Source organism: Novipirellula galeiformis (assembly GCF_007860095.1).
GTDB classification, from domain to species: domain Bacteria; phylum Planctomycetota; class Planctomycetia; order Pirellulales; family Pirellulaceae; genus Novipirellula; species Novipirellula galeiformis.
On record NZ_SJPT01000001.1, the window covers coordinates 224,290 to 249,722 of the forward strand.

Genomic DNA, 25,433 nt, shown 5'->3' on the forward strand with positions numbered 1-25,433 from the left:
CGATGGGCTTAGAGCGTTCGGTTCAGGGCGTCGGCAAGTTTCATGGTTTCGCTGACCAGCGTGGTGACGCGTCCCTGGATTTCTTCATCGGCGAGCCCGTCGCCTTCGAATGCATCCCCGGTCGCGTAAATGAAGCGGGGAACGATGATACAGCGAAAGTCGAGCATCAAACTGTTGGCCAAGCCCATCGCGGACATGTAGCTTCCTTGGCCGCCAGCCGCCAGCATCAGACTGACCACTTTGCCCGTCCAAGCTCGACCGGTCAATTCCACGGCATTTTTGACTGCGGCATTGACGTCATAGTTATAGACGGGCGAGGCGACGAAAATGCCTTCGGCCGCATGGATCAACCCCGACAATTCCTTGACGTTCGCGTCCGCGTAAGCCGAAGCCCCGTCGCAGGCCGGGAGTATTTTTATCGCGAGATCAAATAGCGTTACTTCACGGCCGATTTCTTGGAGCTGTTCCGTGCATGCACGAGCCAGGATACGGCTACGGCTATTGGGATGAAGGCTTGAGCTGATCACGAGAAACATTGAATTGAGCTATCGTTGGCGACACGTTCGTAGAGTGTGAGACCAAGAATACTCTCAGACCGGCGGCCATTTGTCGAGTCAGAAAAGCGTGCTGCGTTTGAATCATCGAAGGTTCGCTTGCGAAGGTGAACGCTCGATAGGACTTGCGATCGCCGTGCCATTGGGGATGACCGCCCCTTTGGGAACGCCGAAATTTCGCCTGCGCTCGTTCGCTGCGGGGGGGCGGAAACTCCATCACCCCCGCCCGTTCGCTTGAGCCTACGCTTAGGCGTATTCTTCGAAGTCGTCCGAATAGATTTCGCCGTCCATCCCAAGACGATGCTTGAGTTGCTGGAATTGGTTGGCGAATCGTTCGCTACTGCTATGGACGTGTTCGGCTTCGGTAATGAATCGAATTTCATCGTCCGGGTAGACATCGCCCCGGATTAGGGTTTGCGAGAACGAGTCAAGTGGATCGCCATAGGCGATCAGCAGCTTGTGTTCGTCGAGTTGGACTTCTTGGCGTTTGGCCGGATTGATCACCGCGATGCCGGTGCAACCGTCATTGAGCAGCAGGTCTTCAAACTCCCACAGCATGCTTTTCAACACCGGGGCGTCGATATGTTCGCGGTACAGGTCTTCGGGATGCGGGTTGCCCTGGTGGCTTGTTTCCAAAACCACATCGACCACGGGACCGAGTTGATCGACCAATTCAATGAACAGGTCCATCAGTCGATGGCGGGTCGCCGACGCCAGGATCACGGGTGTGCTTGAACCCGTTCTCTCGTCGACATATTGGTCGTAGCGGAAGCCTTGTTGAGGCATGATTTGAAGGTCATAGGAAGGCCGAATCGCATCGGTGAGTTCGAACACTCCGTAGGAACGAATGCCCATGTGAGCTTGTAGTTCGTCGTCGGTGAGGGTTTCGAAGCTTCCGTTGGAAGCGGCTCGATTTGCCTCGTCGCTAATGCTGTTTCGAAGAATGCGTTTGAGAAAACCCATGTCGGTTTCCGAGCCCGTTCGCTACGAGAAATTATAAATGTGAAATGACGGAGGACGCACCTACCTCGTTGTGAGATCAGTACACCCAACGCTAGGTCACGTTCTTACCGGGATCATGCAAAGACGACCTAAGCGGAAAAGACGACGAGCATTTGCGACCCCATATTCAGCAATACCCCGCGATTCGTTACAACCGGCACCTTGGTGGTTGACTAGACCGGTCCCCGCATGGGTGGCATTGCCTGCTGTTCTCCGCCGCCGGTTGGCCAAACATTGTGATGCAACGGTCTGTTGCCAATCCAACAAATGAATTCCAGTGACCTCAGCGAATGCTTGAGTATGGCGCGGAGCGTTTGCGTATAATGTGCGGAGCTTGGCCGCAGCGGGACGCGTTACCCTCCGGTGAGAGCGTTTCCGGAGTCCCGCAGCGAGTCCTCAAGTTCCTGTGTTCCATCTTCTGTTCCATCATCGTCCGTTGCCTTGGTAGACAAATTCATGCACCGATCGAAAGCGCTCTGTGTCGAATCGACCCATTCCCTCGTGAACGTTTGCTCACCGAGTCGACGGCCTGGGGTAATCGGTCTGCGAGGGGTGATCGGTTTGCGAGGCCCTTGGGGCCGAGGAAGCATCGTGTTGCTGATTGGGTTGGTGGTTTGCAGCGGATGCGATATTCCCGAGCGAGCGCCGAGAGATCCTGGCTCGAGTGGCTACCAGGCTCCGAATGCGGGAGGCGATCAGGAGGGGAAAAAAGACGGTAACCCGGCGGTTGCCGCGAATCAAAAAGCGGAAAATCGAGAATTCCAAAGTGATTTCGAAGCGTGGGATGCTTATTTTGTCGGTGACAAGCATGTGGGGTATCGGCACACGACCGCAAAGGGCCAAGGAGATCCCGCAGAGCGGCGGGTGGAGGTTGCGGTCGAAGATTGTTTTCTGATTGAGCGTGGACCGTCGTCCGCCTTCGTACAGCGTCATTCGCATCAGTTGGTCGAGCAAACCGACGGGCAATTGTTGCATTTCAAGAGCCGCTTGAATGTGGGGCCGTTGATGACGACCTCCGAGGGAACGGTGGATGAGACCGAGCTTGCGATCGTCAAGACTCGCGGGGTTGCGGCGACGACGCAAACGTTGGCATGGTCCGACGAGCATCGTAGCTTGCTCGCGGTTGAGGAGTCGATTCGTCGATCTCCGCTGCAGCTTGGTGAGGTGCGCACGTTCCCCTCGGTTGCGCCCATCCAGCAAATTGCTACGACGGTACGTTTGACGGCGGTTGCGAAAGCGACCGTTCCGTTATTGGACGGAAAACCGCATGAGTTGTTGGAGATCGAGGTCGAAACCGAAATGGGCGAGGGGCGTACGAGCCATTATGTGATTTGGGCCGAATCCGATGGCTCCATTCGCCGCGTGTTGGATCCCTTGTCGAAGCTTCTGATCTATCGAACGGACAAGCCGGACGCCACCAAAGGAATCGAAGCGGAAGCGAAGGGAATCGCGATTGCGTCCATTTTGACGAAGGGCAAACTCGAGCGTTCCGAAGAGTGCCGACGTGTCGGTTTTAAGTTGGTCCGCACGTCATTGCCGGTGGCGAAAGACAAATTGATTCTTCAGCCGCACCCCACTCAGTTTCTACGAACGTTGAGCGAATCGTCACTGTTGGTGTTGGTGTCGACGTTGGGCCAGTCGCCTCCGGATGGTTTCTTGCAAGGCCGTTTTCCGGTTACCGATGAAGATCGTAAGCCAAGTGCAATCATCGACTCGGGAGAGGCAATGGTACGGCGAATCGCCCAAGCTGCTGTCGGCGCGGCGAAGCCCGAAGGCCGCGAACTCGCACTCGAACTTGCTCGCTCGGTCAATCGGTTGACGCAACTGAATCCCGAGAGTGTGGTATTCCAACGGGCTTCGGAAGTGGCTCAGAGCGCTCAAGGCGATGCGGCGGCTTATGCTGTTTTCTTGGCCGCGTTGTTGCGTGCCAAGGGAGTCGCCTCGCGAGTCGCGTTCGGTTTTCGTTATCAGGAAACGCCAGAGCCGCGGATGGTCTACCACGCCTGGACGCTTGCCCATGTCGATGATCATTGGTTGCCGCTCGATGCGACAACCGGAGGAGTGGCCGCCGCGGACCGTTTGACGATGTCGACCAGTAGTTTAAGCGAGGAGGATATTCACGACGCGGTGATGCCGGTGCTCGATTTCCTTGGCGCCTACGAAATCGAGATCGTCGCGTCAACCATTCGCTATTAAGCGGCCCAATATAATCGGGGGGCCGAAACGTGATGCGAGATCGATCGCGACGGATCATCCAACGCAGTCGAGGTGGCTTTGGACGGCGGCCAGCAGCGGATCAATCGTTTGCGATTGAATGCAGTGGGGAGGAGCCCAAGCGAACCACTGTGCCGATTCATGCTCGGTTAACACCAGCAACGGTTTTTTGCTTAGGTAGCCCAGAAAATACTGGACCGTTTTCTCAAAGATCTGGTCCCCCGTATTCTTGTACGACACCGGATAACGAATCTCGAAGCAAAAGGCTTCGTCGAGTTGAATTTCAGCAGCGGCGATGCCGGTTTCTTCCTCTGTCTCGCGAAGGGCCGTTTCGCGGAACGACTCGTTCGCTTCACAGTGTCCCTTGGGGAGATCCCAACGCTGGGGATGTCGCATGAGCAGGAACTCAGGTGCGGGATCTTGGGTCATCAGTAGGATGCCCGCAGCGCGAACGCTTCCGTCGGTGGGCACTTGCATCACGTCTTCCATTGCTTTGGCTACTTTCGATTCTTCATCGTAATCTTATCTCTTTATCCTAATCTTCTCTGGTTGTCTCGGGGCGAACGCGGTTGCGCAGACGGGACATCCGATGATCAGTAGGATGAAGATGATAAGTTGGTGGTGCGTGACGGGGGCTCAAACAAGTGAGTCTTTTGAAGAAAAAGGGCTCGGAGCCTGTGATGCACAGGGTATGTTGTTGATTTGCCTACGTCATTGTTTGGGGGGAGTCTAGCAAAATGAAGATCTACACGCGTACCGGGGATGCTGGTAGCACTGGTTTATTTGGGGGACCTCGAGTCGCCAAGGATGATGACCGCATTGAAGCGTATGGAACGGTCGACGAGGTCAATGCGTGCATCGGGATGGTGCGTTCGGCGGGAGTTTCCGATGAGATCGATGCTCAATTGTGCGAAATTCAACATGCGTTGTTTTCCATCGGAGCGGAGTTGGCGACACCGAACCCCGACGAGCATGGCATGCGGATCATTGATTCCGCGGCGGTGAAGCGACTCGAGGATTGGATCGATACTCATGAAGCCCAACTCACGCCGCTGAAAAACTTTATACTTCCCGCTGGGGGGGCTGCGGCAACACATTTACATTTAGCGCGGGCGATTTGTCGACGTGCCGAACGGCGTGTGGTCACACTTGTACGACGTCACGAAGTGAGTGTTTCGGAAGCGTTGATCGTCTACCTCAATCGTTTAAGCGATTTGTTGTTCGTACTCTCGCGGGTGGCGAATTTGGATGCGAATGTGGACGACGATCACTGGCAACGGCCGAGCTAACGTGCCGTGGTCGAGATGGCGAGCAGTGGTTCGGCAAACCGGTTGCGGGCCTCACTTTCTTGCCTCGTCAGACCGCTGGTGGGGTGTGTTTGCCAGTGTACAATGGGGCCAGAGCGCTCGGAGGCCGTTGTAGGTTCGGGATTCAAGTATTTGCGAGGTAGCATTGTGAAAAAAGTCGAAGCAATCGTCCGTCACTTCAAGCTCGAGGACGTTAAAAACGCCTTAACTGACCATGGCGTTCACGGCATGACCGTGAGTGAGGTGCGCGGATTTGGACGCCAGAAAGGGCATACCGAGATTTACCGTGGTACGGAGTATGCAATCGACTTTGTACCGAAGGTAAAGATCGAAGTGATTTGCACCGACGAGAATCTACAAATGGTGGTTGACACCATTTTGCAGACCGCTCAAACGGGACAAATTGGGGATGGGAAAATCTTCGTCACCAATCTTGAAGAGTCGATTCGAATTCGTACCGGTGAACGGGGCGAAGACGCGCTGTAGTTTCCCAACCGCCCGCTCAAGGGCAAGACTCGATGGTCGACACCGAGGCGGAAGGTGTGCGACACGATCGGTCTTTTAAGATGCCGACTTTAATAACGCCGGCATTGCGTCGCAGCGTCGATCGAGGTCGCACCGCGATCTTGAATATTTCTTCATTGGATTTTGTAATCCATGACGAAGGGGGCGAATTCCGTCGCAGCGATCCCAGACACGTTTTGCTCGGGAAGTCGCTTCGTTTCTTTGGCTGCTATGTCTGCAAGTACTTCATTACGCCCGGTTGTCATTCGCTCTCGCCAACGTCTTCGTGAGGGGCGAGCGAAGGCTCAGGTGCAACACGAATCCGGTTCGCAGGGGATTCTTGTCTCGGCCAAGCTTGCCGACCTCTATGATGACATCGTGCTAGATGTCTGGAGCGATGCGATTGAGCCCTGGGAAAATGATCGCGCCGTAAGCGGATTAGCGCTCGTCGCCCATGGTGGGTTTGGACGACGTGATTTGGCGCCCTACTCGGACGCGGACTTGATGTTGCTCGCCACGCGGGGTTCGGAACACCTTGCCAAGCGAGTCGCGGCGGATTTGACTCGCGATCTTGTGGACGCAGGCATCGTCGTCGGATTTTCGATTCGGTTGATCAACGAAGCGTGCCAGTTGGCGTGGCAGGATCCCGTCATTTTTACCTCCTTGACGGAATCGCGATTGTTGTCGGGAAGCTTGCATGTCTACAGCAAGTATTTCAATGCGCTGCGTCATGGAGCGATGCGGCGCCAGAATCGATTGATCCGTGATTGTGTGGCAGCTCGCCGAGAGGAACGGCGAAAATGGGGCGAAACAAACTATTTGTTGCGCCCCAATGTCAAACGCTCACGCGGCGGGTTACGCGACATTCAACTGATCCGCTGGATGGGCTTTGCACGCTACGGCGAGACTGATTTGGAAAAATTGGTCAAGCTTGGAGGGTTGCCTGAAGAGGATTATCGGGTGCTACGGAAGGCGGCGGAGTTCCTGATGCGCGTGCGTAACGAGTTGCACTTTCGTGAAAAGAAGAGCCAAGATGTCTTGGATCGTTCGCTGCAGATGGAGATTGCCAAAGCGTGGGGGTATCCCGGCGAAGAAGGCAAGTTGCCGGTCGAGCAGTTCATGCAAGACTATTTTGAAAACACGCGTAGCGTTCGCTATGCCTCGGCGTTTTTCGCCGAAGATTCTCTTACGCAACCATGGATCCATCATCTCTTAGAACGAGTTTTTTCTCGTACGATCTCCGAGCAAATTCGCATGGGGCCGACCCACATCTGGGTTCCCGATGCTCATTTGGAGACATTTGTTTCGAGTCTAGCCGATGTGTTGCGTTTGATGTTTTTGGCGAATCAGCATCGACGTCGGATCACTCATCGCACTTGGCAAGCGATTCGCCAAGCGATGCAGGAGCGTCCGCCGTCGATCCCGAGCGCCAATTCGATTGGTGCGTTTTTGTCACTCATGAGTTCACCGGGACGGCTCGCTGAATTGCTCCGTCGGCTGCATGAACTGAAAATCATCGAGCAGTTCATTCCGGCATTTGAGCGGACGCGTGGCTTGCTTCAATTCAACGCTTATCATAAGTATACGGTCGATGTGCATTGCATTCGGTCGGTCGAAGCGGCAACCGATTTAGAAGAGCAACCGACCGCGATGGGGCGGCGTTATCGACGTTTGAAAGATAAGGGGTTGTTGCATCTTGCGCTGCTGATTCATGACGTTGGCAAAGGCTACGAAGAGGATCATTGTGTTGTCGGCGCACGCATTGCGTTGGAAACGGCCGAGCGTCTCGGCCTGGATCGCGCCTCGACTGAGACGCTTCATTGGCTTGTGCAACAACATTTGCTTGTCAATGTCATTGCGTTCCGACATGACCTGAGTGATCCGCAGATCGTGTTGTCGTTTGCCGCCGAAGTCGGTTCGATTCGGCGGCTCGAATTGTTGATCGTGCACGCGGTCGCAGACCTGCAAGCGGTCGGCCCCGATGTGTTGACGGATTGGAAGCTCAATTTGATCGAAGAATTATACGTGCGGACTCGCCGTTACTTCGACACTGGGAATTTGCCTGGCAGCGAAGATGATCCCGAAATTGACCTGATTCGAGCGGATGTGCAAAAGCGATTGAGGAAGAAGAAGGCTCCGGAGAGTTGTTTTGATTTACTGCAGTCGTTGCCGCTATCGCTAATGACGCGAAGTGAGCCCGAACCGCTTGCCGATCAGTTGCGCGATGTCATTGAGCAGCTGAGTTCGAAGAACGAGTCGATTTGTTTGGCTTGTTTTGATCCCGTGTTCTCGGCGATGCGTTATACCGTCGTGCGTCGAGAATCTCATCAATCGATTGGCACGTTTGCGCGTGCCACGGGCGCGTTTACCACCGCGGGGCTTTCGATTCTGCGCGCTCAAATCGAAACGGTGGGCGAGGATTTAGCCTGGGATGACTTTTGGGTCAGCGATCCCCTCTATCCCGAGTGCCCTCCGGCCGGCCGTGTGGAAGAGATTCGAGAACGCGTTCGCACGCTGCTGGATTCGCCCGATCAACCTTTGCCGGCCCATCCGCGAAGATGGTCGACGCGAAATCGTGAGGGAGATCAAGTCAATGTGTTGCCCACGAAGGTGAGGTTCGACAATGATACGGTGGACCGGTTTACCATCGTTTCGGTGTTTGCCTATGACGAAGTGGGATTGCTGTACCGTGTGGCATCCGCGTTCGCGGATCAGAACGTTGTTTTGCATTTTGCCAAGATTGATACCCATCTCGATCAAGTGGCAGATGTCTTTTATGTTTCGGAACGCGATGGCAGCAAGGTGCTCGATCCCGATCGAATGGCCCGGATCGAAAACGCGTTGCTCACCGAAACTCGCTAAATCCACTCTGGAAACGACCCGCGAGTGAGGTGTGGCTTGTTAACTTGTTGCCATTAGGCAGACTTCGCTGCTTGGGAAAACACTTTGTTCTCTAGCGAATAAAGTACCCCTCTCGAGTTCTTTTACAGCGAAAACAAAGCGTTGCATTTGCAAACCTCTTGACGCGCGGTCATGGTTGTTTAAGTCACCGCATGCCCAGGATGCATGGCGGTAGCTCGCAACTCGGATCGACTCACTTTGATGGGTGTGAACGGGATGCGAATCGTTTGCGGAAGAGGATTTCTCTTCGTTGCTTCCCTTTCCCTTCAACATGGAAGTTTATTCTATGCAAAAGCGTACCCCCATCGCATTGTTCGCGGCCGTTGTGATTGCTTGTTCAAATGGTTACGTTGCGACCGTGAGTGCTGAAAGCGATTTAGATTTTTTACTTGACCGCATGACGTTTGCCGATGCGCCGAAAGAGATCGATAAATTTGGTAAAGATCGGTCCACGCAACTGGTTTCGGACGTTGACGAGGACGCCGTCAAGAGTCTGAGCGATGTGGACGCGCCCGCTCCCCTTGCGGACGCTCCCGCTGCAAAATCAGCGGGAAAACCTCAACCGGCTGCTCCGCTCGTCGACGCTCCGATTGATCGCGAGTTTGCCGATCCGTTGGAGCGTTCTGTTCCCATGGCTTCGACCGAACCGCCGCCACCACTTCATTTCCAGCCGGTCGATCAACATCAACCTAGCGGCATCTCACCGGCATGCGACTGTGCTCAGCACGGATGCCGCAATGGATGTGCGGCGGGGGCGGCATGTGATCCAGGCTACATTTGCCAACCCCATGTGACGCCAAACTTGCCTTCGTCGACGCTTCGCCAATACTTCCGCGGCAATCCCTGTAACGCCCACCTGTGGGACGGGTATGCTCAAGAACGCCAGCAGTATTGTGACAAGTATCACAAGCACATTCACGACCGTTGTGAGTGCGGTCATCGCGGCCAATGCGAAAGTTGTGTCTTAGGGCGGCGCCCTCTCGATTCCGCGCTGCTAAGAGCATCGGGGCGTCACGCTTGCAAAAGCGGTGATGGCGGGTGCGATGGACATCGTCGCTAGGGCAGGGCGGTGATGCACGCAGAATCGCTGATGTTTTGTGCTGCCAAGGGGACTACTCTCTTGGCGGCTCCCTTAGCTTGAGTGCCAAGCTCCACAAAAAAAATCGTGATCGACGATGAATCGGGTTTAGTTCCGCCCTCTCGGCTGCCGATAGTATTAGCACCATGGATTGGGAGGGTGGAACGATCGGTGTCATCGTTCCATTTTTGATGGGCCATGGTGAGGCAGGGAGGGCTTCACCATGGCCCTTCTTTTGCGCGCTACGAGAACAGCTTCTCGATCACGGTTCCGTTGCGAACGAGCGTAATCGGACGCCCCGTGCTGGTGTCATATTCGAGCGTCGGATCAATCCCCAGGTTGTAATAGAAGCTAGCGGCTACATCGTCGGGCGAAATCGCTTCGTGACGAGGCCCCGCCGCGGTGTCATCGCTCTCGCCGATGACTTGGCCCCCACGCACCGCTCCTCCGGCCATCAGCATGAACATGCATCGTGGATAATGGTCTCGTCCCCCTTCGGCGCTGCGCTCGTTGATCTTCGGGGTGCGGCCAAATTCCCCCGTCACAAAGACCGCGGTTCGCTCCAGCAATCCACGTTGCTCCAAGCCCACAAGCAACCCGCTTAAACCGGCATCGAGCTTGGGCAGGTTATTCTCTTTGAGTCTGGTGAAGTTGTCTTGGTGGGTGTCCCAGCCGCCGAGTTGAAGATTCACCAGTCGGACGCCCGATTCCACCAACCGCAGGGCTAATAGGCAGCTTTGACCAAACGATTCTTCGCCGAATTGTTTAGAGAAACTCGCCGGTTCTTGGCTGATGTCAAACGCCTCACGGGCACGCGAGGAGGTGATCATTGTGTAGGCTTGTTCACCAAACTGGTCGAGTCCTTCGAGCAATTGGTCATTCGCTTCCAGTTCCGAGAAGCGACGGTCGAGTTTTTTGAGCAGTAATTGGCGACGTTTGACTTCGTCGACATGGATGCCGGCGGTGAGCGAGATGCCGCGCACGGAATAAGGTTGACCAAACACGGGGGTCGAGTTGGTTTCCAAAGCGGCATAGCGAATTCCGAGGAAGCCAGGACCATGGCTGCCGCGTGGGATCGCGACTTGGCTGGGGATGTCCGCGTCGGCGGGGTTCTCTTTACTCACCACCGCGCCGTAGCTTGGGTAGTCGAGCGATGGAATCGGTTTGCTACCGGTGTTGACGTATTTGCGACCGAGTTCATGAGCCGCCAAAGTGTGGCTGACCCCACGCAGGATTGCGTACTTGTCGGCACAATTTGCCAGTTTGGGTAAGTGTTCCGAAATATGGATCCCCGGCACGTTGGTGGCAATCGGCTTGAAACTTCCCCGCACGGTGTCGGGGGCCTCGGGTTTGAGATCAAAGGTATCCAGATGTGAGGGACCGCCATTGAGTTCGATAAAGATCGCTCGATCGGCCCGCCCCGAATCCACTTGCCCCGCACTCGCCATCCGCATGTAGTTTGCCAGCGTGAAGCCGCCGAGTGAAAGCACCCCTGCTTTGAGCATGTCACGACGCTGCATGCCATCACAGGTAGAATGAATTTCCATGATTATCGACTCAACGAAGGGAGAAATAAGTAAACAGGTGAAACGGTCACTTTGTCGCGTTGGAGATCAGTGGGTGATGATGAATTCTTTGGTGTTGACCAAGGCCCATAGGATCGATTCCATGCCGGCGGCTGGTGTGGGAGAATCGTGGATGAACGCTTCGGAAATTTCGCGTTCTTGGTCATCGGGGAACCGGCTTAACGTCCGTAGGTAAGCGTCTTCAACGAGCCCAGCGACGGTCATGGTTGACGTTCCCGAGGCCTGGGGTTTTGGGTCCAGCTCTTGCCATGATTTGGGATTTTCGATCAGTACATCGAGTGCGGGGATCTGAAAATCATATTGCTTGAACCGGTTGGCCATCCGGCGGTATTCACGCTCGAGTTGGCTGCGAGTCTTGGTTTGTCGATTGACCGATTGAGCATTGAATTGGGTGACGCGTTGAATCATTTGTTTGCGAAAACTGTCGGCAGCACGCGCTGCGGCAACCTGTTTGGGATCGACGCGTTTGTTCGGTCCGGGAACTCCTAGGGATTCACACGCTTGGGCGACCCAACCGTCTTTGTCGGCGAGTCGCTTGTGCATGTCGGCATCATTGCGCAGGTAGATGGATTGCAGCAGGCTCGGTGAGTCGCTGCGGTCACAATCGCAATTCGATTCACGTGAGGATTGTCCAAATACCTCCAGTGCAAAGTTTTTCTGATTGCGGTTTTGCACAATGCCTTCGCCAATCGCCATTTCGCTGACCTCGCCGCGAAGTCGACTCACTTTTTCATCTGAGCCCGTGGCCAAGACGACGGCGTCATAAACCACTTCGGCGGGAAGTCGACGCGGCACGTGACGTGAGAAATTGACGCGGTCCAAAGCGTTCGTCGTGTTGGTTTCGGATGATCGGGCGTAGGTTTCGCTGCGGGTGATCTCGCGATGTAGCCACTTTAGATCGAAGTCGTGGGCGATAAATTCCGTAGCCAAGTACTCGAGCAGCGGTGCGTTGCTCGGTGGATTCGCCAGGTTCATGTCGTCCGCGGGATCCACAATCCCGCTGCCGAAGTAGTTGCTCCAAATCCGGTTGACGATCGCTTTGGCAAAGTAGGGGTTGTTTTGATCACGCAGCCACTGCATCAGCGCGGTCCGGGGGTCTTTGTCGAGCGTCGTGGGTTCGGCTTGGCCCAGGATCGTACCCGAGGGGATTTGAATCGCGGGGATTTGGCGTCCCTTCTTCTTAGCAGCGGCCCGAGCCTTTTTCGCTTTGTCGGAAATGCCTCGCGTGTTGACGATCAGCTCGCCAAAGGGAACCACCTCTCCCTTTCGTGCCGCGCTGTAGACGGCTTTGCGAAGATCGCCGTTGGCAAGTTTCTTGCCCTGCGTGATCTCTTTCAACAACGCGTCACGAACCTCCTTGGCATCCGCTCGGACGAGGTTCTGGTTCATTCGGATCGGAGTGAACAACCGCGAGAATTTTTCAAAGTCATCCTTGGACCATTGGTCAAATGGGTGTTTGTGGCACTGGGCACACTCGATACGAACGCCGAGAAATGCGTAGGCGAACCCAATCGCTCGCTCTTCGGGCTTTTGAAAGTTGCGGCGTCCCCAGAACAGTGGCATGCCATCGCGTTTGGCAAAGATCGCTTCATTGCCGGGCGTACACGCTTTCGTCATTTGTTCACAATAATCACGATAGCTTTCGCCTTCCTGGCGATTGTTGGCTTCAACCATTCCCGCCACGATCTCGTCATAAGGAACATTGGCTTCGAGCCGGTGACGCAGCCATTCGTGCCACAGCCGCGAGCCCGCGTTGCGGATCGGAAGGACGTTGTTGAGTTGGGTTTCGCTGTTTCCGGTCCAATCGGACATGCGCGTTGCCCACCACGCAGCATAGGCGGGAGAGTCGAGCAAATCTTCGATCAATTTTTCCCGTTTATCGGTCGCCGTGTCGGCTAAGAATTCGCGGACCGTGTCGCCGGCTGGAAGCATGCCGGTCATGTCGAGTGAAACGCGGCGAATGAACTCAGCGTCCGTACAGGGGCCCGAGGGAACCACGCCCAGCTTATCAAGCTTCGCTTGAACAAGCCGGTCAATCGGTTGAGCCATTGGGGCTGCGGAGGGACGTGGCTCGCCAAGCGGACGAATGACGGGGACGGGAACGACCGCATTGTCGTAATAGACCACGATGTGTGTGTCTCCGGGGTCCCCCGAATCGATGTGCCCGTGTTCGTTGATCGTGGCGATCGCATCGTTATTGGAGCTAAAACGGCACAGTTCTGTGACCTCTTCGATGCTGCCGTCCTGCCAATGAGCAAACGCTTTCACGTCAACGGATTCGCCCGCTTGATGGAACTGGATTTCGGTGGGAGTGACCTCGAGACGTTGCAATAATTGCACCCTTTTCGAATTGAATTTGGCTCCGGATTCGATCCAGCGACGGAGCACGTGGTGTTCCCAGCTGCCTTTTTCAAATCGTTTACCCCCTTCGTGCATTTCGGCATCGAGTGGTTTCGTTAGGATCAGACTCTCGTCCACCTCCGCGGTATCGACACGTCCCCTATGCTCAGCTAACAACGCGTCATGATCCGCTTTAAAGTCATAGCCAAACAATGACAATGCAAAGCCCCCGCGACCTTGGAACGACCCGTGGCAGGCGCGTCCGTTGCATCCGAGTCGGCCCAGCAGCGGCGTGATATGTTTTTGAAAGTCGGGGGCCTCTGGCGTATCGGCGCTCGCAAATCGCTCACTCAGCGGGGCGATCGTTTTCGCAGGGGAGGTTGGTTGTGGCTTCCCGATTGCGGGCTCGGCAATTCCGATCATGGGCCATCCGCCTAGCAAACAGGCCAATGCAGCGGACGCGATCCAGGGAGACGTTTTCACGGGGATTCGATTCATCGAAAATACCAAAGGCCCAAGGAAGGGAGGAAGCGGACGTTTCAGGAAACTGCGATGAGATTGCCTCACGCGTTACTTGGTCTCTTTTCGCTTCTCGCTGTTTTGGCCTGCGCCACGGAGAAGCTGCTGATAGGTTTTTTTGAGATGGTTGTCGAGGTTTTGTTGTTTCTCCTTCAGTCTCTCTTCGGCGGTATTCAATTGCCGTTGAGCACGTTCGATTCGTTGTTTCGTGAAGTGAATTTCGGCTTCGCTTCGTTTGATTTCCGCTTGGACGAGCTTGCGGATCGCGTCACGAAGCGCTTCGCGATCCTCGTCCCGCTTTCGGACTTTAAACTTTGCGGCAAGCAATTTTGCCTGCATTTGTGCTCGCAGTAGCTCCGATTCGATCTGGTAGATTTCTTCGTTTCGATTTTTCGCCGTTTCAAGTCGTTTCGCGGACTTGGCGAGATCTCGGATCGCATCTTTGTATTGATGCGGTTTTTTCAAGCGGAGTTGATCGAGTACCGGTTTAAGCTCAGGCAGGTGAGTGGCAACCAATTCCATCGCCTTGGATTCAAGTTTGGGATCCACTTCGTTGGCTGTCTTGGACTGTGCGTTTTTGGCTGGCGAGGGCATCTCCTCAGCAAATAAAGACGCGGGCGTGCAAGGCGTTGCCCACAACACGGTGATCGTGAACAGCAGGCCAACGAAGGCAGTCCGCCCGTGAAACTTAACCATCAATTTGTTCTCCTGCGTCGATGCCCGCGACGAGCCATGCGAGTGTCGAATCATCCTCGACCCCATCGGCTTCCGCACTGAAAATCTCTTCACTTGATTCGAGTGCAAAATCCCCTGTTGCGAATTCGGGTAAGCGGTCATTGTTAAATTCGAACGTCGATTCCGATTGCACCCAAGCTTGAGCGACAAGCGTTACTTCGTTCGAGAGCGGTTGGGGGTTGGATGCGTCGTCCGAGCGATCGCGGAGCGGATTGCCGATGATGAATGCAAACATGACTGACGCTGCCAACGTCATTGCCGCCAATCCCCATCGCCACCCATTGGAAGGGCGTGAGAGGGACACGTGGTTGGGTTGCCGTAGTGTGACCGAAGGCAGATCGGTTTTGACTTCGGCAACCCGATGAAGCATCTCGGCCATCAATGCCAACTCGTCTCCCAGCGATTCATGCTCGCGGAGTTGGTTTTGAAATTCGGGCAATTCATCGGCGGGGAGCTCACCGAGCAGATACAGGAGGCATTGGTCGCTCCAAGCAGTGTTGGGGTGGCGGTTCATGGTTGTTTGCCTTTTTTGCGGTCGCGCTGAACGGTATCACGCTGAACGCAATCACTCATTTCGCTGTCGTTCTTTTCAATCTCGCCCTTATCGATCTCGCCGCGCAGCCGTTGTAGTGCTCGTCTCATGTGGGTCAGCGCAGTTCCGAGTGGGATTTCGAGATGGTCAGCGATTTGTTGAAACGTGAGGTTTTCGTTGATTCGAAGCCGGATGATTTGCTGCCAGTTCGTAGGCAGATTTTTGATCGCTTGGCCGAGTTGTTGGGCGGTTTCATCGGCGACGAGGTGTTCGAGATGGTTAGGGGCCGGGGCGTGGGGGAGCGAGGTGGCTTGCTTTTCGAGGATTCGCTTGGTGGTGGATTGATCGCGCCAATGGCGTGCGGACTCATTTGCAGCGACCCGAAACAACCATGCTCGGCGAGCGATCCGAGGGACCTCGTCTCGCTGTTGAACCGTCTTGATAAAGATCGTTTGCAGGCAATCCTCGACATCGGCTTCTTGAGCGAGTCGGCGGCGCAAGAAGGCGCGAAGCGTCGGCTCGGATTCCAAGAAAACCCGTTGCCACGCTCCGTCGGAGTCCTCGCTTTCCGCGTTGTCGGGAGTCTTCGTGCTCATAGTTCCGTCGTTACGCTAAACAAGATGCGCCACGCGGACCGATTATTTCACGTCCGACAGAATTTTAGCGAAAAACTATTTCCAGCATTCGACAATCGCGTATTGCTTGCCTGGCGTGACGGTGATGTCGTGCCATTGGGTGACAAGGTTTTCCTCGTACCAAGAGGCTTGTTTGGTGACGACAAATAGTCGTCCCCCCGGCCGCAGGGCCTGTTTCGCTGCCTCGACAAACAGGCGTGCGATACGAAAGTTGGCGTAGTACGGCGGGTTGCATACCGCAACATCGTAGCTACCCGGCGCATCGCACTGGCCGTCACAGGTCAGCCGAGCGTGGAAGTCGTTGAGCTCGTTCTTCAACGCCCCTCGTCGTGTGCACTGAATCGCCCGAGCGTTGCTGTCGATTGCCAACGTATGGATTCCCTTGGCTTGTTTGGCTAACGAGAGTGAAACCGATCCACAGCCACATCCAATGTCGATCACGCGTTCGCCCGCCTCGATTGTGACCGCTTCCATTAACGCTTTGGCGCCCCCGTCGAGTCGTCGATGCGAGAAGACTCCGGGACGAGTGGTTGCAGTGATCGATACTCCGCGACTGCGAAAGCTGAATTCACAATCGAACTGGCGTTGTCGTTTCAATTCACCCTCTTTACGAAGCACGTAGACGACCGCCGCATCAGATCGGATCACGGTCACCTTGGTTCCGAAGGCTTTGAGTTGATCGTGCAGCCAGGTATCGTTGGGATTGTCCACCGATGTAACCAATCGTCCTCCCATGACGAGATTCGAATAGGCTTGCTGAAGCAAATCGCGTTGCAGTTCGGCTTCACCTCGAATCGAACAGGGGATCAACGCGAGGTCGAATTCTTCGTTTGGTAAATCGGTGTCGCACAGGATCGCCAGTTGATGATCGGCTTTGGGCGTGGTCGTCGGAGTCCATGAGGGTTCATCCGCGTGATGATCGGCGATCGCCAAATGCTGTTGAAATTGATCGAGATACCACAGGGATACCGAGGCATCGCTGCGTTCTCGGTAGAGCGTACGGGCGGCTTGTCCGCGGCCCATCGATGTGCTGAGGATGCGTTTGCCGGGTAAGTCCTTGGCCACGTCCAACAGTGCGGATTCGGCGATTCTCGCTGGTAAGCGTGGCGGAGTTGCGTTGGGGGTGTCGTTCATTATCTTATTAGCCAAGGAATTTTTCCACGACGGTCCATGTCCCGGTGACCAGCATTGCGGTGGCGGAGAGCCACAGCATGATGTCCCACAGGGTTCCCGGCGTCAGTTCGGGTCGAGAGCGATGGTAGCGAAAGTACAGTGCCGCACCGGCCAGCATGGGAAGCATGATGCCTTGAGCCACACCGCTAAGTAAAACCAATTGAGCCGGTGCGGGGAACGCGAGGTAAATCAAGAGGCATAAGATCGGAAAGCCTCCGCTAAGCCAGCGGATCCACTTTTCTCGTGTTTGCGGATCGTCAGCGATTAGCCCGACGACGCACATTGCGTCGGAGAAGGTTCTCGCGTGGCTGGCGTTGGCAACAAAGAACGTCGAGTAGAGGACCGCGAAGGCACCAAACAAGAAGATTGCCGATGCCCATTGGGAAAACACCGGGACGAACATCACTGCCAACGTTCGGACCATGTTGTCTTTTTCAGGGTTCAGTCCCACGCGATGCAAGATCGCCGCGCCAAGCAAATAAAAGGTGATCGTTGCAAACGTATAGACCACCATTGCGCCCCAGGCGTCGACTTGCATGACCCGCATCCAGCCCGTCGCTCGGCGCAGCCAAGCGGTCGATCCGTCATCGCGGCCGACAAATCGAGCGTACCCTTTTTCCAGGCACCAATAGGGATAGACGACAAGCTCCGCAGCACCGACGCCGATGATGCCAAACGTCGCCAGCGCGGTTCCGATCGGACGTGCATTTCCACTCGCTCCGTCACCCGGTTCCGAGGGCAGTCGGAATTGCAACCCGTGGATGAATTCCGCAAGGCTGACACGGAAATCGGGCTGGTCTTGCAGGAAATAGAGATTGGTGATCGTCAGCAAGGTGAACGAGGCGACCAGGATCGTCGCCAACGATTGAATCAATCCGTAGCGGCCCACCCAGAGCACCGCACTGGTGAACAGGGCCACGACGATGGCCCAGATCGCGGCATCGTTGGCCGCCGTGATGTTTTCGGCCGTGACGGTTTCGCTGGGGATGGTTTCGCTGGTGGGGGGCTGATGTTGGTCGCGGTAATTTTTTTTACTCGCGGCAATTTGTTGCTCTGCTTGGGAGACGTCGACGGTGATGTCGTCCGGCGCGTAGCGTTGGAACTGCAACAGCGTTTCCGCATCGGCGATTTCGTTGTAATCAGCGCCACGCTGTGTCAACGGCACGCTGATCGCCAAGGATTGGCCGACCCCGCCGACAATACCGCCGAGTTGACTAATGCTGGCGATCCACATCAGTACCCAGTACCAGACCAACCAATTGCCTCGTCCACGAATCCGTGGTCCAGGAACCTCATCGAGGGCACGGAGCGTGGTTTTGCCGCTGACGATCGCATAGCGACCGAACTCGATTTGTGCGAATACCTTTACGACGCAGCCCAGGATGATGAGCCACAGTAGACTGAATCCCGCTTCGGCACCGGTCTTGGTGGTCGCGATCAGTTCTCCGCTGCCCACAATTGATCCCGCGACGATCAACCCTGGGCCGATACAGCGAATGATCGGGAGCATCCGTGTCGGCGGCTCCAACGTCGAGGCGGAGTCATCATGACGGATCGCGTCCTTGGGGTGTGTCATGAGTGATTTTGGGTATCAGGTTCGTTGGGGTAGGGCGGTCTTGCCTCCTGCCGCTACCGTACACAATCGACGTAGTATTGGCGTTGTCCGTTGACGTTTTCTTCGACCAAGCCATGGATGTCCGCGTGGAATCCAGGGAATTGTTGATTGAACGCTCTGGCAAATTGTAGGTACTTGACGATGGTTTTGTTGAACCTTTCTCCAGGAATTAAGAGCGGAATTCCAGGCGGATAGGGCGTTAATAGCACGGCCGTCGCACGCCCTTCGAGCTCATCGATCTCCACGCGATCAATCTCACGATGCGTCATCATCGCATAAGCATCCGAGGGCTTCATTGCCGGTTGCATTGGCGACAAATACATTTCGGTGGTCACGCGAGCGATGTCATGGTGCTTGTAGGTGTCGTGAATCTGTTGGCAAAGGTTTTTCAGCCCGATGGATTCATAGCTTGGGAACGCTTGACAGAATTCCGGCAAGATCTTCCACATGGGTACATTTTTGTCGTAGTCATCCTTGAACTGTTGCAACGCGCTGAGCAGCGTGTTCCAGCGTCCTTTGGTGATCCCGATCGTGAACATGATGAAAAATGAATAGAGTCCCGTCTTCTCGACGACCACTCCATGTTCAGCCAGATAGCGAGTGACGATCGAAGCGGGGATGCCGGTTTCGGCAAACTGGCCATTCACGCTCAGCCCCGGAGTGACGAGCGTGGCTTTAATGGGGTCGAGCATGTTGAAGCCCGCGGCTAGGTTGCCGAACCCGTGCCAATTATCATCGGGACGCAAGATCCAATCTTCTTGGTTGCCAATTCCTTCTTCGTTGATCTCGTCGGGACCCCAAACTTGGAACCACCAATCGTCGCCCCATTCCGCGTCGACCTTGCGCATCGCACGTCGGAAGTTTAGCGCTTCGGCGATCGATTCTTCGACCAACGCGGTCCCGCCGGGCGGTTCCATCATCGCGGCGGCGACGTCGCATGAGGCAATGATGGCGTATTGAGGTGAGGTCGAGGAGTGCATCAAATAGGCTTCGTTGAAGACGTGCCGATCGAGTTTCTGTGTCTCCGATTCTTTGACCAAGATCTGTGACGCCTGCGAGATGCCGGCGAGCAGTTTGTGGGTCGAATGGGTCGCGAAGACCATCGAGTCTTTGCATCGGGGGCGATCGCGTCCTAACGCATGCATGTTTTGATAGAAATCGTGGAACGTGGCATGAGGCAGCCAAGCTTCATCGAAATGCAGTGTGTCGATTTGGCCATCGAGTAGTTCTTTGAGCATTTCAACGTTGTAGACCACACCGTCGTAGGTGCTTTGCGTGATCGTCAAAATTCGCGGTTTGCGATCGGGATGGGCCGCTTGGGCTTCGCGTGCAAACGGATTGGCTTCAATTTTCTTCTGGATGTTCTCGGGGCGAAACTCATCCAACGCAATCGGCCCGATCAAGCCCAGATTGTTGCGGGTGGGTGTCAAGAAGACGGGAACGGCACCCGTCATGATGATCGCGTGCAAAATCGATTTGTGGCAATTGCGGTCCACCACGACAATGTCACCCGAAGCGACGGTCGAATGCCAAACCATCTTGTTGGAGGTCGACGTGCCGTTGGTCACAAAGAAACAATGATCCGCATTGAAAATTCTGGCGGCGTTGTGCTCCGACGCCGCAACCGGTCCGGTGTGGTCCAAGAGTTGTCCCAGTTCTTCGACCGCGTTACAGACATCGGCACGGAGCATGTTTTCGCCGAAGAACTGGTGAAACATTTGCCCCACAGGACTCTTCAAGAAGGCGACGCCTCCGGAGTGACCGGGGCAATGCCAGGAATACGATCCGTCGTTGGCATAATCCACCAAGGCGCGGAAAAACGGCGGAGCCAAACCATCGGTGTAGGAGCGTGCTTCACGCAGGATATGCCGAGCGACGAACTCCGGTGTGTCTTCGAACATGTGAATGAAACCGTGCAGCTCTCGCAGGATGTCATTCGGGATGTGGCTCGACGTCCGCGTCTCGCCATACAAAAAGATTGGAATGTCGTTGTTCTTAAAGCGTATCTCTTGAATGAAGGCACGCAGATTCGCGATCGCCGCTTCTTCGGTGTCCGGGGTCAAGAATTCTTCGTCATCGATCGATAGAATGAACGCGGAGGCACGGGATTGTTGCTGCGCGAATTGCGACAGATCGCCGTAGCTGGTTGCACCGATCACCTCGGCCCCTTCGCCCTCCATCGCCTGGGCGAGCGCACGGATGCCCAAACCGGAGGTGTTCTCGGAGCGAAAGTCTTCGTCAATGATTAGAACGGGAAAGCGAAATTTCATTAGGTTACTCTAAAGGGAACGAGACGCCACGATTCTACAAGCCGATCGTCAAGGTGTCGCGGCGCCTTCGGGAGGAATCGTGGCGAAGCAGAATGGTAGAGTGGGCGGCAGCGGATCGGGGGTGCTTTGCTGGCATTCGTTCCGGTTCGCGTCTCGGGGGGCGGCTGCTTTGTTGCCGGCAAATCCTCGAAGTGAACCGTCTCGAAAAGGTCGTTAATCGCAGGGCGGTCGCGGCAGTGAACTGCACCTGAGCTGGGGCCGTCACGCCGGTTCAGGCCGCCACGCCCGTTTGGTTCGTCCCTCCCGCGAAAATTCGTCACAGGCGATCGATTGGATGAGGGAGAGTGGATTGAGTATCGCGTCTTGCTCATCGCCGCTCACCACGATGCGGGGCGGAACCAAGGCGGGGCGGAACCAAGGCGGGTTGATTGCCGGGGTAAGTTTCGCTCTTATTTTGTCTGCATCCCTGGTGGAAATGGACACCGTTTTTTGTATCGCCGATTGTCTTCCTCACGCACAACTGAAACATCCATGGCATCGTCTGAAAAAAATATTTGGATTGGGTTTGACCTTGGTGGCACCAAGATGTTGGCGATTGCGTATGACGAAAATTGGAAGCCCCTCGGACGGCGGAGACGAAAGACACGAGGTCGAGATGGATCCGATAGCGGTATCGAACGCGTGGCCACGACGATCGAACGCTTGCTCGTCGAAAATGAGATCCCCCCAAGCCGCATTGCTGGGATCGGAATTGGCTGCCCGGGGCCGATTGATCTTACCAAGGGCCGCATCCTGACGACTCCGAATCTCGGTTGGGATGACATCGATGTCGCGGGTTTTTTGAAGCAGCGCTTTGATTGTGGTGTCACCGTTCTCAACGATGTCGATGCGGGGGTGTATGGCGAGTACAAATTTGGCGCGGCCCAGAAAGCTCGCTGTGTGGTCGGGATTTTCCCCGGTACCGGGGTCGGAGGCGGATGTGTGTACGAGGACAAAATTCTGCAGGGAGCTCACTTTTCTTGCATGGAGATCGGTCATACGCGGATCTCTTCGGATACCCGCGTTTCGGGTTCGGCAAGCCCTGGAACGCTCGAGGCCGAGGCCAGTCGCTTGACCATCGCTGCGGAAGCGGCAAAGGCCGCGTTTCGTGGTAATGCCCCGAATCTGATGAAAAATGCCGGGACCAATTTGAGTGAAATTCGTAGCGGTGCGCTTGCCGATGCGATTGAAAAGGGGGACAAGATTGTTGGAGAAATCGTCGAAGAGGCGGCCCGCAGCATTGGCATCGCGGTTGCCAATGTCGTGCATATCTTGTCGCCCGATAAAATTGTTTTGGGCGGCGGATTGGTCGAAGCGATGGAGGAGTTGTTCGTCAAAACGGTTCGGAAATCGGCCCGAGACAATGTGATGTCGGTCTACAAAGACACCTTTGACGTGGTGGCCGCAACGCTCGGGGATGATGCCGGCGCGATGGGGGCTGCCGCTTGGGCGAAGCGGCAATTGACGTCCGAACGTCGTTGATTGCTGGAGCGGCCAAAGGAATCACCCGCCGCACGCTGCGTTCCTAGCAACGAGCGACAAGTTCATTCTTTGGATGAAGTGAATTTCAGCAGCAGCCAATCTCCCAGTCGCGGCGAGATGTGTCCCACCGCGATCAAGAGTCGGAGGTAGCGTGGCAGCACCATATCGGCCCGCCGGTAGCGAACACAGTTCAGGACGGCGATTGCAACCGTTTCCGGAGCGAGCCCCTTGATCTTGGTTCCACCGCCTGGCTTGGCCGCTTCGGCCGGCACGTTTTCATCCACACGCGACTGGTAGCGTGATCCGGCGTCGTCGCGTCGAATGGGGCCGGGATTGACGAGCCCGACGTGAACCCCGCGTGGTTTCAGTTCGAGTCGCATTTGCTGGCTCAGCCCCGCCAAAGCATGCTTGGCGATCCCATAGCCTCCGAGGTATCGCGCACCGACCTTGGACGCGAGCGAGCCAATGTTGACGATGACGCCTTGGCGATTTTCAAGTTCGGGGATCGCGGCGGCGGAGCAGAGCAGGGTGCTGTGGACGTTTTGGCGAATCAGTTCGTCGAGTCGTTGGATCGTCAGCTGATGGGCCAGTCCTCGGTCACTGGTGCCGACACAGTTAATCAGCACATCGAGCCGGTTGAACGCCACCATGGCGGTCTGGATGGCTTGTTTCGCTCCCGTTTCCTCAGACACGTCCGCGCATGCCGTCGCCACGTAGGGAGCGTGTTGCAGGCTCGTTTGGGCCGCCTCGAGTCGGGTCGCATCACGGCCAGCGATGACAATGCGGTATCCCGCTTTGAGAAACGTGCTGGCGATCACGAGCCCTAAACCGCCTGAGCCTCCGGTTATCAACGCGACCGGTGATTTATCCGAAATGATCACGTGAGTTTGCGTCCACCAAAGCGAGTGAAGAAGCGAAAGACCCGATAAAAAAGGGTGGTTTGAACGGCTACGGGTGACGTGCCCTACTTTTTCATGCCGCAAAGCCTTAGATTCAGGTTTGGCATGGAGTGAGGTTTTTCACCCTTTTCAGCCCAGCCAACCACACCATTAGCTAGGAAGCATCGTATGTCTAGGCCCACGCTCGAAGAATCATGTACGAAAATTGTCGCCACGGTCGGACCCGCCTGTGGAACAGTGGAAAAATTGGTGGAGTTGATTGAAGCGGGGGTCGACGTGTTCCGTATCAATACGGCTCACGGATCGCGCAGCGAGCACGAAGCATCCCTGGGGAATATTCGTCAAGCATCCAAGCGATGTGGATTTGATGTCGGAGTCTTGCTGGATCTGGCCGGCCCTAAAATGCGTCTCGGCCAACTGGTGACGGATCCGCTGGTTTGCGAAGTCGGGGCGACCCTGAGCTTTATCCGAGGCGATTCGTCGACGGAGGCTTCCGAATTGACCAGCACGTACGCGCGGTTGATCGATGAACTCGCCCCCGGCGACCGCGTCATGTTGGCCGATGGCTTGGTAGCTCTTAAAGTCGAGAAGGTCACGGCCAAGCGTGCCGAGTGCCGTGTCACGGCTGGCGGAATCGTCCGCAGCCGTCAAGGGATCAATCTGCCCGGAGTCAAGCTTTCCGTCTCCGCGATGCGTCCCAAGGACGTCGACAATGCGATTTGGGCCGCCCAACAGGGGATCGACTTTATTAGTCTCTCCTTCGTACGGTCACCCGAGGATGTGCAGTCGCTGAAGAATTTGTTGGTCAGTTACGAATCCAACGCGATGGTGATCGCCAAGATCGAAAAGCCCGAAGCGTTGGACCAGCTCGAAGCGATCGTCGAGGCTTCCGACGGTGTGATGGTGGCGCGAGGTGACCTCGGGGTCGAAATCGATGTCGCCGAAACACCGGTTGCTCAGAAACGCATCATCCGCGTCTGTAAAGAGAAAATGAAGCCGGTGATCGTGGCGACGCAAATGCTCGAGTCGATGCACACCAGTAGTCGTCCGACGCGTGCCGAGGCGAGTGATGTTGCCAATGCGATTCTCGATGGTGCCGATGCCTGCATGCTCAGCGGCGAAACGGCGATCGGAGATCATCCCGTCAAAGCGGTCGAAATGATGAACCGGATTATGGTTTGTACCGAGCGAGAAATGTTGTCGCACAATATTTCAGAGCGAATCCCGAATACGCGAGTCCATCCGATCACCACCGCCGTGACGATCGCGGCGACCAATATTGCCGAAGCGATTCGGGCCAAGTTGATTGTGATTGGGACGCGGAGCGGTGGTACGGCTTGGGTGAAAAGTAAGAGCCGAAGCCGAATTCCAACCCTGGGAGCGAGCAATTCCCACGACACTCTGAGACGCATGAACCTGCTCTGGGGCATCAAGCCGGTCGAAGCTTCACACCTCGACCACACCCCGGAATTCATTGATGAAATCTGCCTGTGGGGACGCGAAAACGCTCACCTGCAAAAAGGAGATCAAGTGGTTTTTGTGACTGGCAGCGGTGTGGTCGAAAAGGCCCACAACGTAGTGATTGTGCATACCGTCGAATAGCTCCTACAGGCTACCTCCGAGCGTCATGCTTCCCATTGGTCGCTAGTGCGGATTTCCAAAGTGACTTCGCCGTCCAACCGCACCGGGACGCCACCGCTAGGATCCAATTGCAACTCGATTTGGTTGTGAAGATCCCATTGCTCGGTCAGTTCGATTTCCAACGGCGGCGGCCCCGTGGGCTGTTCCTTGCCGTTGAGCCGAATCGACGTCAGCTGGCCCTGCCAGTTCGTAATCCGCAGCGCAACTCGGTCCCCCGATTCAATTCCCGTGGGACGGTTGAAGTGGCGCGTGTAGGTGGTCGAATGCCGTTGCTCCGCCGAGCTGAGGTCTTCATCCCGTTCAGGAACGTTGACACGTCTGGCATCCGATTCACCGTCGTGAAGTTGTTTGGACCAAGGATAGCGAAGTCGAATCGTGTGCATGTCGAGGAAGGGTTTCCTAGGAAG

The 25,433-nt window shown here is 55.7% G+C and carries 21 protein-coding genes; 8 read left to right on the forward strand and 13 right to left on the reverse strand.

What is annotated here, in order from left to right; genetic code table 11:
- Positions 1-8: 8 nt before the first annotated feature.
- A complete protein-coding gene (locus Pla52o_RS00785) occupies positions 9-536 on the reverse strand; it encodes an NADPH-dependent FMN reductase (protein WP_146592690.1) in 528 nt (175 codons plus the stop codon).
- A 264-nt stretch (positions 537-800) separates the two neighbouring features.
- A complete protein-coding gene (locus Pla52o_RS00790; protein ID WP_146592691.1) occupies positions 801-1,517 on the reverse strand; it encodes a hypothetical protein in 717 nt (238 codons plus the stop codon).
- A 495-nt stretch (positions 1,518-2,012) separates the two neighbouring features.
- On the opposite strand from Pla52o_RS00790, the gene Pla52o_RS00795 reads away from it, so the two are divergent.
- A complete protein-coding gene (locus Pla52o_RS00795) occupies positions 2,013-3,752 on the forward strand; it encodes a transglutaminase domain-containing protein (RefSeq protein WP_146592692.1) in 1,740 nt (579 codons plus the stop codon).
- A 54-nt stretch (positions 3,753-3,806) separates the two neighbouring features.
- Here Pla52o_RS00795 and Pla52o_RS00800 read toward each other — a convergent pair whose 3' ends face one another.
- On the reverse strand, positions 3,807-4,247 hold the full coding sequence (locus Pla52o_RS00800; RefSeq protein ID WP_146592693.1) for a bis(5'-nucleosyl)-tetraphosphatase: 441 nt from the start codon (positions 4,245-4,247) through the stop codon (positions 3,807-3,809).
- A 260-nt stretch (positions 4,248-4,507) separates the two neighbouring features.
- On the opposite strand from Pla52o_RS00800, the gene Pla52o_RS00805 reads away from it, so the two are divergent.
- The 5 genes from Pla52o_RS00805 to Pla52o_RS00825 all read left to right on the forward strand — a co-directional run bounded on the left by Pla52o_RS00805 (position 4,508) and on the right by Pla52o_RS00825 (position 9,542).
- Entirely contained in the window at positions 4,508-5,059 is a 552-nt protein-coding gene (locus Pla52o_RS00805; RefSeq protein WP_146592694.1) for a cob(I)yrinic acid a,c-diamide adenosyltransferase, read from the forward strand.
- Positions 5,060-5,224: 165 nt separating this feature from the next.
- On the forward strand, positions 5,225-5,563 hold the full coding sequence (locus tag Pla52o_RS00810; protein ID WP_146592695.1) for a P-II family nitrogen regulator: 339 nt from the start codon (positions 5,225-5,227) through the stop codon (positions 5,561-5,563).
- Between the two features lie 80 nt (positions 5,564-5,643).
- Positions 5,644-5,871, forward strand: a complete 228-nt coding sequence (locus Pla52o_RS00815) for a hypothetical protein (protein ID WP_146592696.1) — start codon at positions 5,644-5,646, stop codon at positions 5,869-5,871.
- On the forward strand, positions 5,813-8,443 hold the full coding sequence (gene glnD / locus Pla52o_RS00820; RefSeq protein WP_146592697.1) for a [protein-PII] uridylyltransferase: 2,631 nt from the start codon (positions 5,813-5,815) through the stop codon (positions 8,441-8,443). Before Pla52o_RS00815 ends, glnD begins: the two co-directional genes overlap by 59 nt.
- Positions 8,444-8,768: 325 nt before the next feature.
- Entirely contained in the window at positions 8,769-9,542 is a 774-nt protein-coding gene (locus tag Pla52o_RS00825) for a hypothetical protein (RefSeq protein ID WP_146592698.1), read from the forward strand.
- Between the two features lie 260 nt (positions 9,543-9,802).
- On the opposite strand, the gene Pla52o_RS00830 is transcribed toward Pla52o_RS00825, so the two are convergent.
- From Pla52o_RS00830 to Pla52o_RS00865, 8 genes are all read right to left on the reverse strand, one after another.
- Positions 9,803-11,107 carry a DUF1501 domain-containing protein gene (locus Pla52o_RS00830; protein WP_146592699.1) on the reverse strand — a complete coding sequence of 435 codons (1,305 nt, stop codon included), beginning with the start codon at positions 11,105-11,107 and terminating at the stop codon, positions 9,803-9,805.
- 66 nt (positions 11,108-11,173) lie between these two features.
- On the reverse strand, positions 11,174-13,984 hold the full coding sequence (locus Pla52o_RS00835) for a DUF1549 and DUF1553 domain-containing protein (RefSeq protein WP_231611994.1): 2,811 nt from the start codon (positions 13,982-13,984) through the stop codon (positions 11,174-11,176).
- Positions 13,985-14,056: 72 nt separating this feature from the next.
- Positions 14,057-14,701: a hypothetical protein gene (locus Pla52o_RS00840; protein ID WP_146592700.1), complete on the reverse strand. Its 645-nt coding sequence runs from the start codon at positions 14,699-14,701 to the stop codon at positions 14,057-14,059.
- Positions 14,694-15,254: a hypothetical protein gene (locus Pla52o_RS00845; RefSeq protein ID WP_146592701.1), complete on the reverse strand. Its 561-nt coding sequence runs from the start codon at positions 15,252-15,254 to the stop codon at positions 14,694-14,696. Before Pla52o_RS00845 ends, Pla52o_RS00840 begins: the two co-directional genes overlap by 8 nt.
- Positions 15,251-15,868 (reverse strand): RNA polymerase sigma factor, encoded by a 618-nt coding sequence (locus tag Pla52o_RS00850; protein WP_146592702.1) that lies wholly within the window; start codon positions 15,866-15,868, stop codon positions 15,251-15,253. Before Pla52o_RS00850 ends, Pla52o_RS00845 begins: the two co-directional genes overlap by 4 nt.
- Before the next feature lie 75 nt (positions 15,869-15,943).
- The gene (locus Pla52o_RS00855) at positions 15,944-17,056 is read right to left on the reverse strand and encodes a class I SAM-dependent methyltransferase (protein ID WP_231611995.1); all 1,113 of its coding nucleotides are present in this window, start codon (positions 17,054-17,056) and stop codon (positions 15,944-15,946) included.
- The gene (locus Pla52o_RS00860) at positions 17,049-18,656 is read right to left on the reverse strand and encodes an Nramp family divalent metal transporter (protein ID WP_146592704.1); all 1,608 of its coding nucleotides are present in this window, start codon (positions 18,654-18,656) and stop codon (positions 17,049-17,051) included. Before Pla52o_RS00860 ends, Pla52o_RS00855 begins: the two co-directional genes overlap by 8 nt.
- Before the next feature lie 53 nt (positions 18,657-18,709).
- Positions 18,710-20,965: an Orn/Lys/Arg family decarboxylase gene (locus Pla52o_RS00865; RefSeq protein ID WP_146592705.1), complete on the reverse strand. Its 2,256-nt coding sequence runs from the start codon at positions 20,963-20,965 to the stop codon at positions 18,710-18,712.
- 531 nt (positions 20,966-21,496) lie between these two features.
- Here Pla52o_RS00865 and Pla52o_RS00870 point away from each other — a divergent pair.
- Positions 21,497-22,486 carry an ROK family protein gene (locus Pla52o_RS00870; protein ID WP_146592706.1) on the forward strand — a complete coding sequence of 330 codons (990 nt, stop codon included), beginning with the start codon at positions 21,497-21,499 and terminating at the stop codon, positions 22,484-22,486.
- Between the two features lie 62 nt (positions 22,487-22,548).
- Here Pla52o_RS00870 and Pla52o_RS00875 read toward each other — a convergent pair whose 3' ends face one another.
- Complete coding sequence (locus tag Pla52o_RS00875) at positions 22,549-23,367, reverse strand: SDR family NAD(P)-dependent oxidoreductase (protein ID WP_231611996.1); 819 nt, start codon at positions 23,365-23,367, stop codon at positions 22,549-22,551.
- 186 nt (positions 23,368-23,553) lie between these two features.
- Here Pla52o_RS00875 and pyk point away from each other — a divergent pair, with 186 nt between their 5' ends.
- Positions 23,554-24,987: a pyruvate kinase gene (pyk, locus tag Pla52o_RS00880; RefSeq protein WP_146592707.1), complete on the forward strand. Its 1,434-nt coding sequence runs from the start codon at positions 23,554-23,556 to the stop codon at positions 24,985-24,987.
- A gap of 23 nt (positions 24,988-25,010) precedes the next feature.
- Here pyk and Pla52o_RS00885 read toward each other — a convergent pair whose 3' ends face one another.
- A complete protein-coding gene (locus Pla52o_RS00885) occupies positions 25,011-25,409 on the reverse strand; it encodes a hypothetical protein (RefSeq protein WP_146592708.1) in 399 nt (132 codons plus the stop codon).
- Between the last annotated feature and the right edge of the window lie 24 nt (positions 25,410-25,433).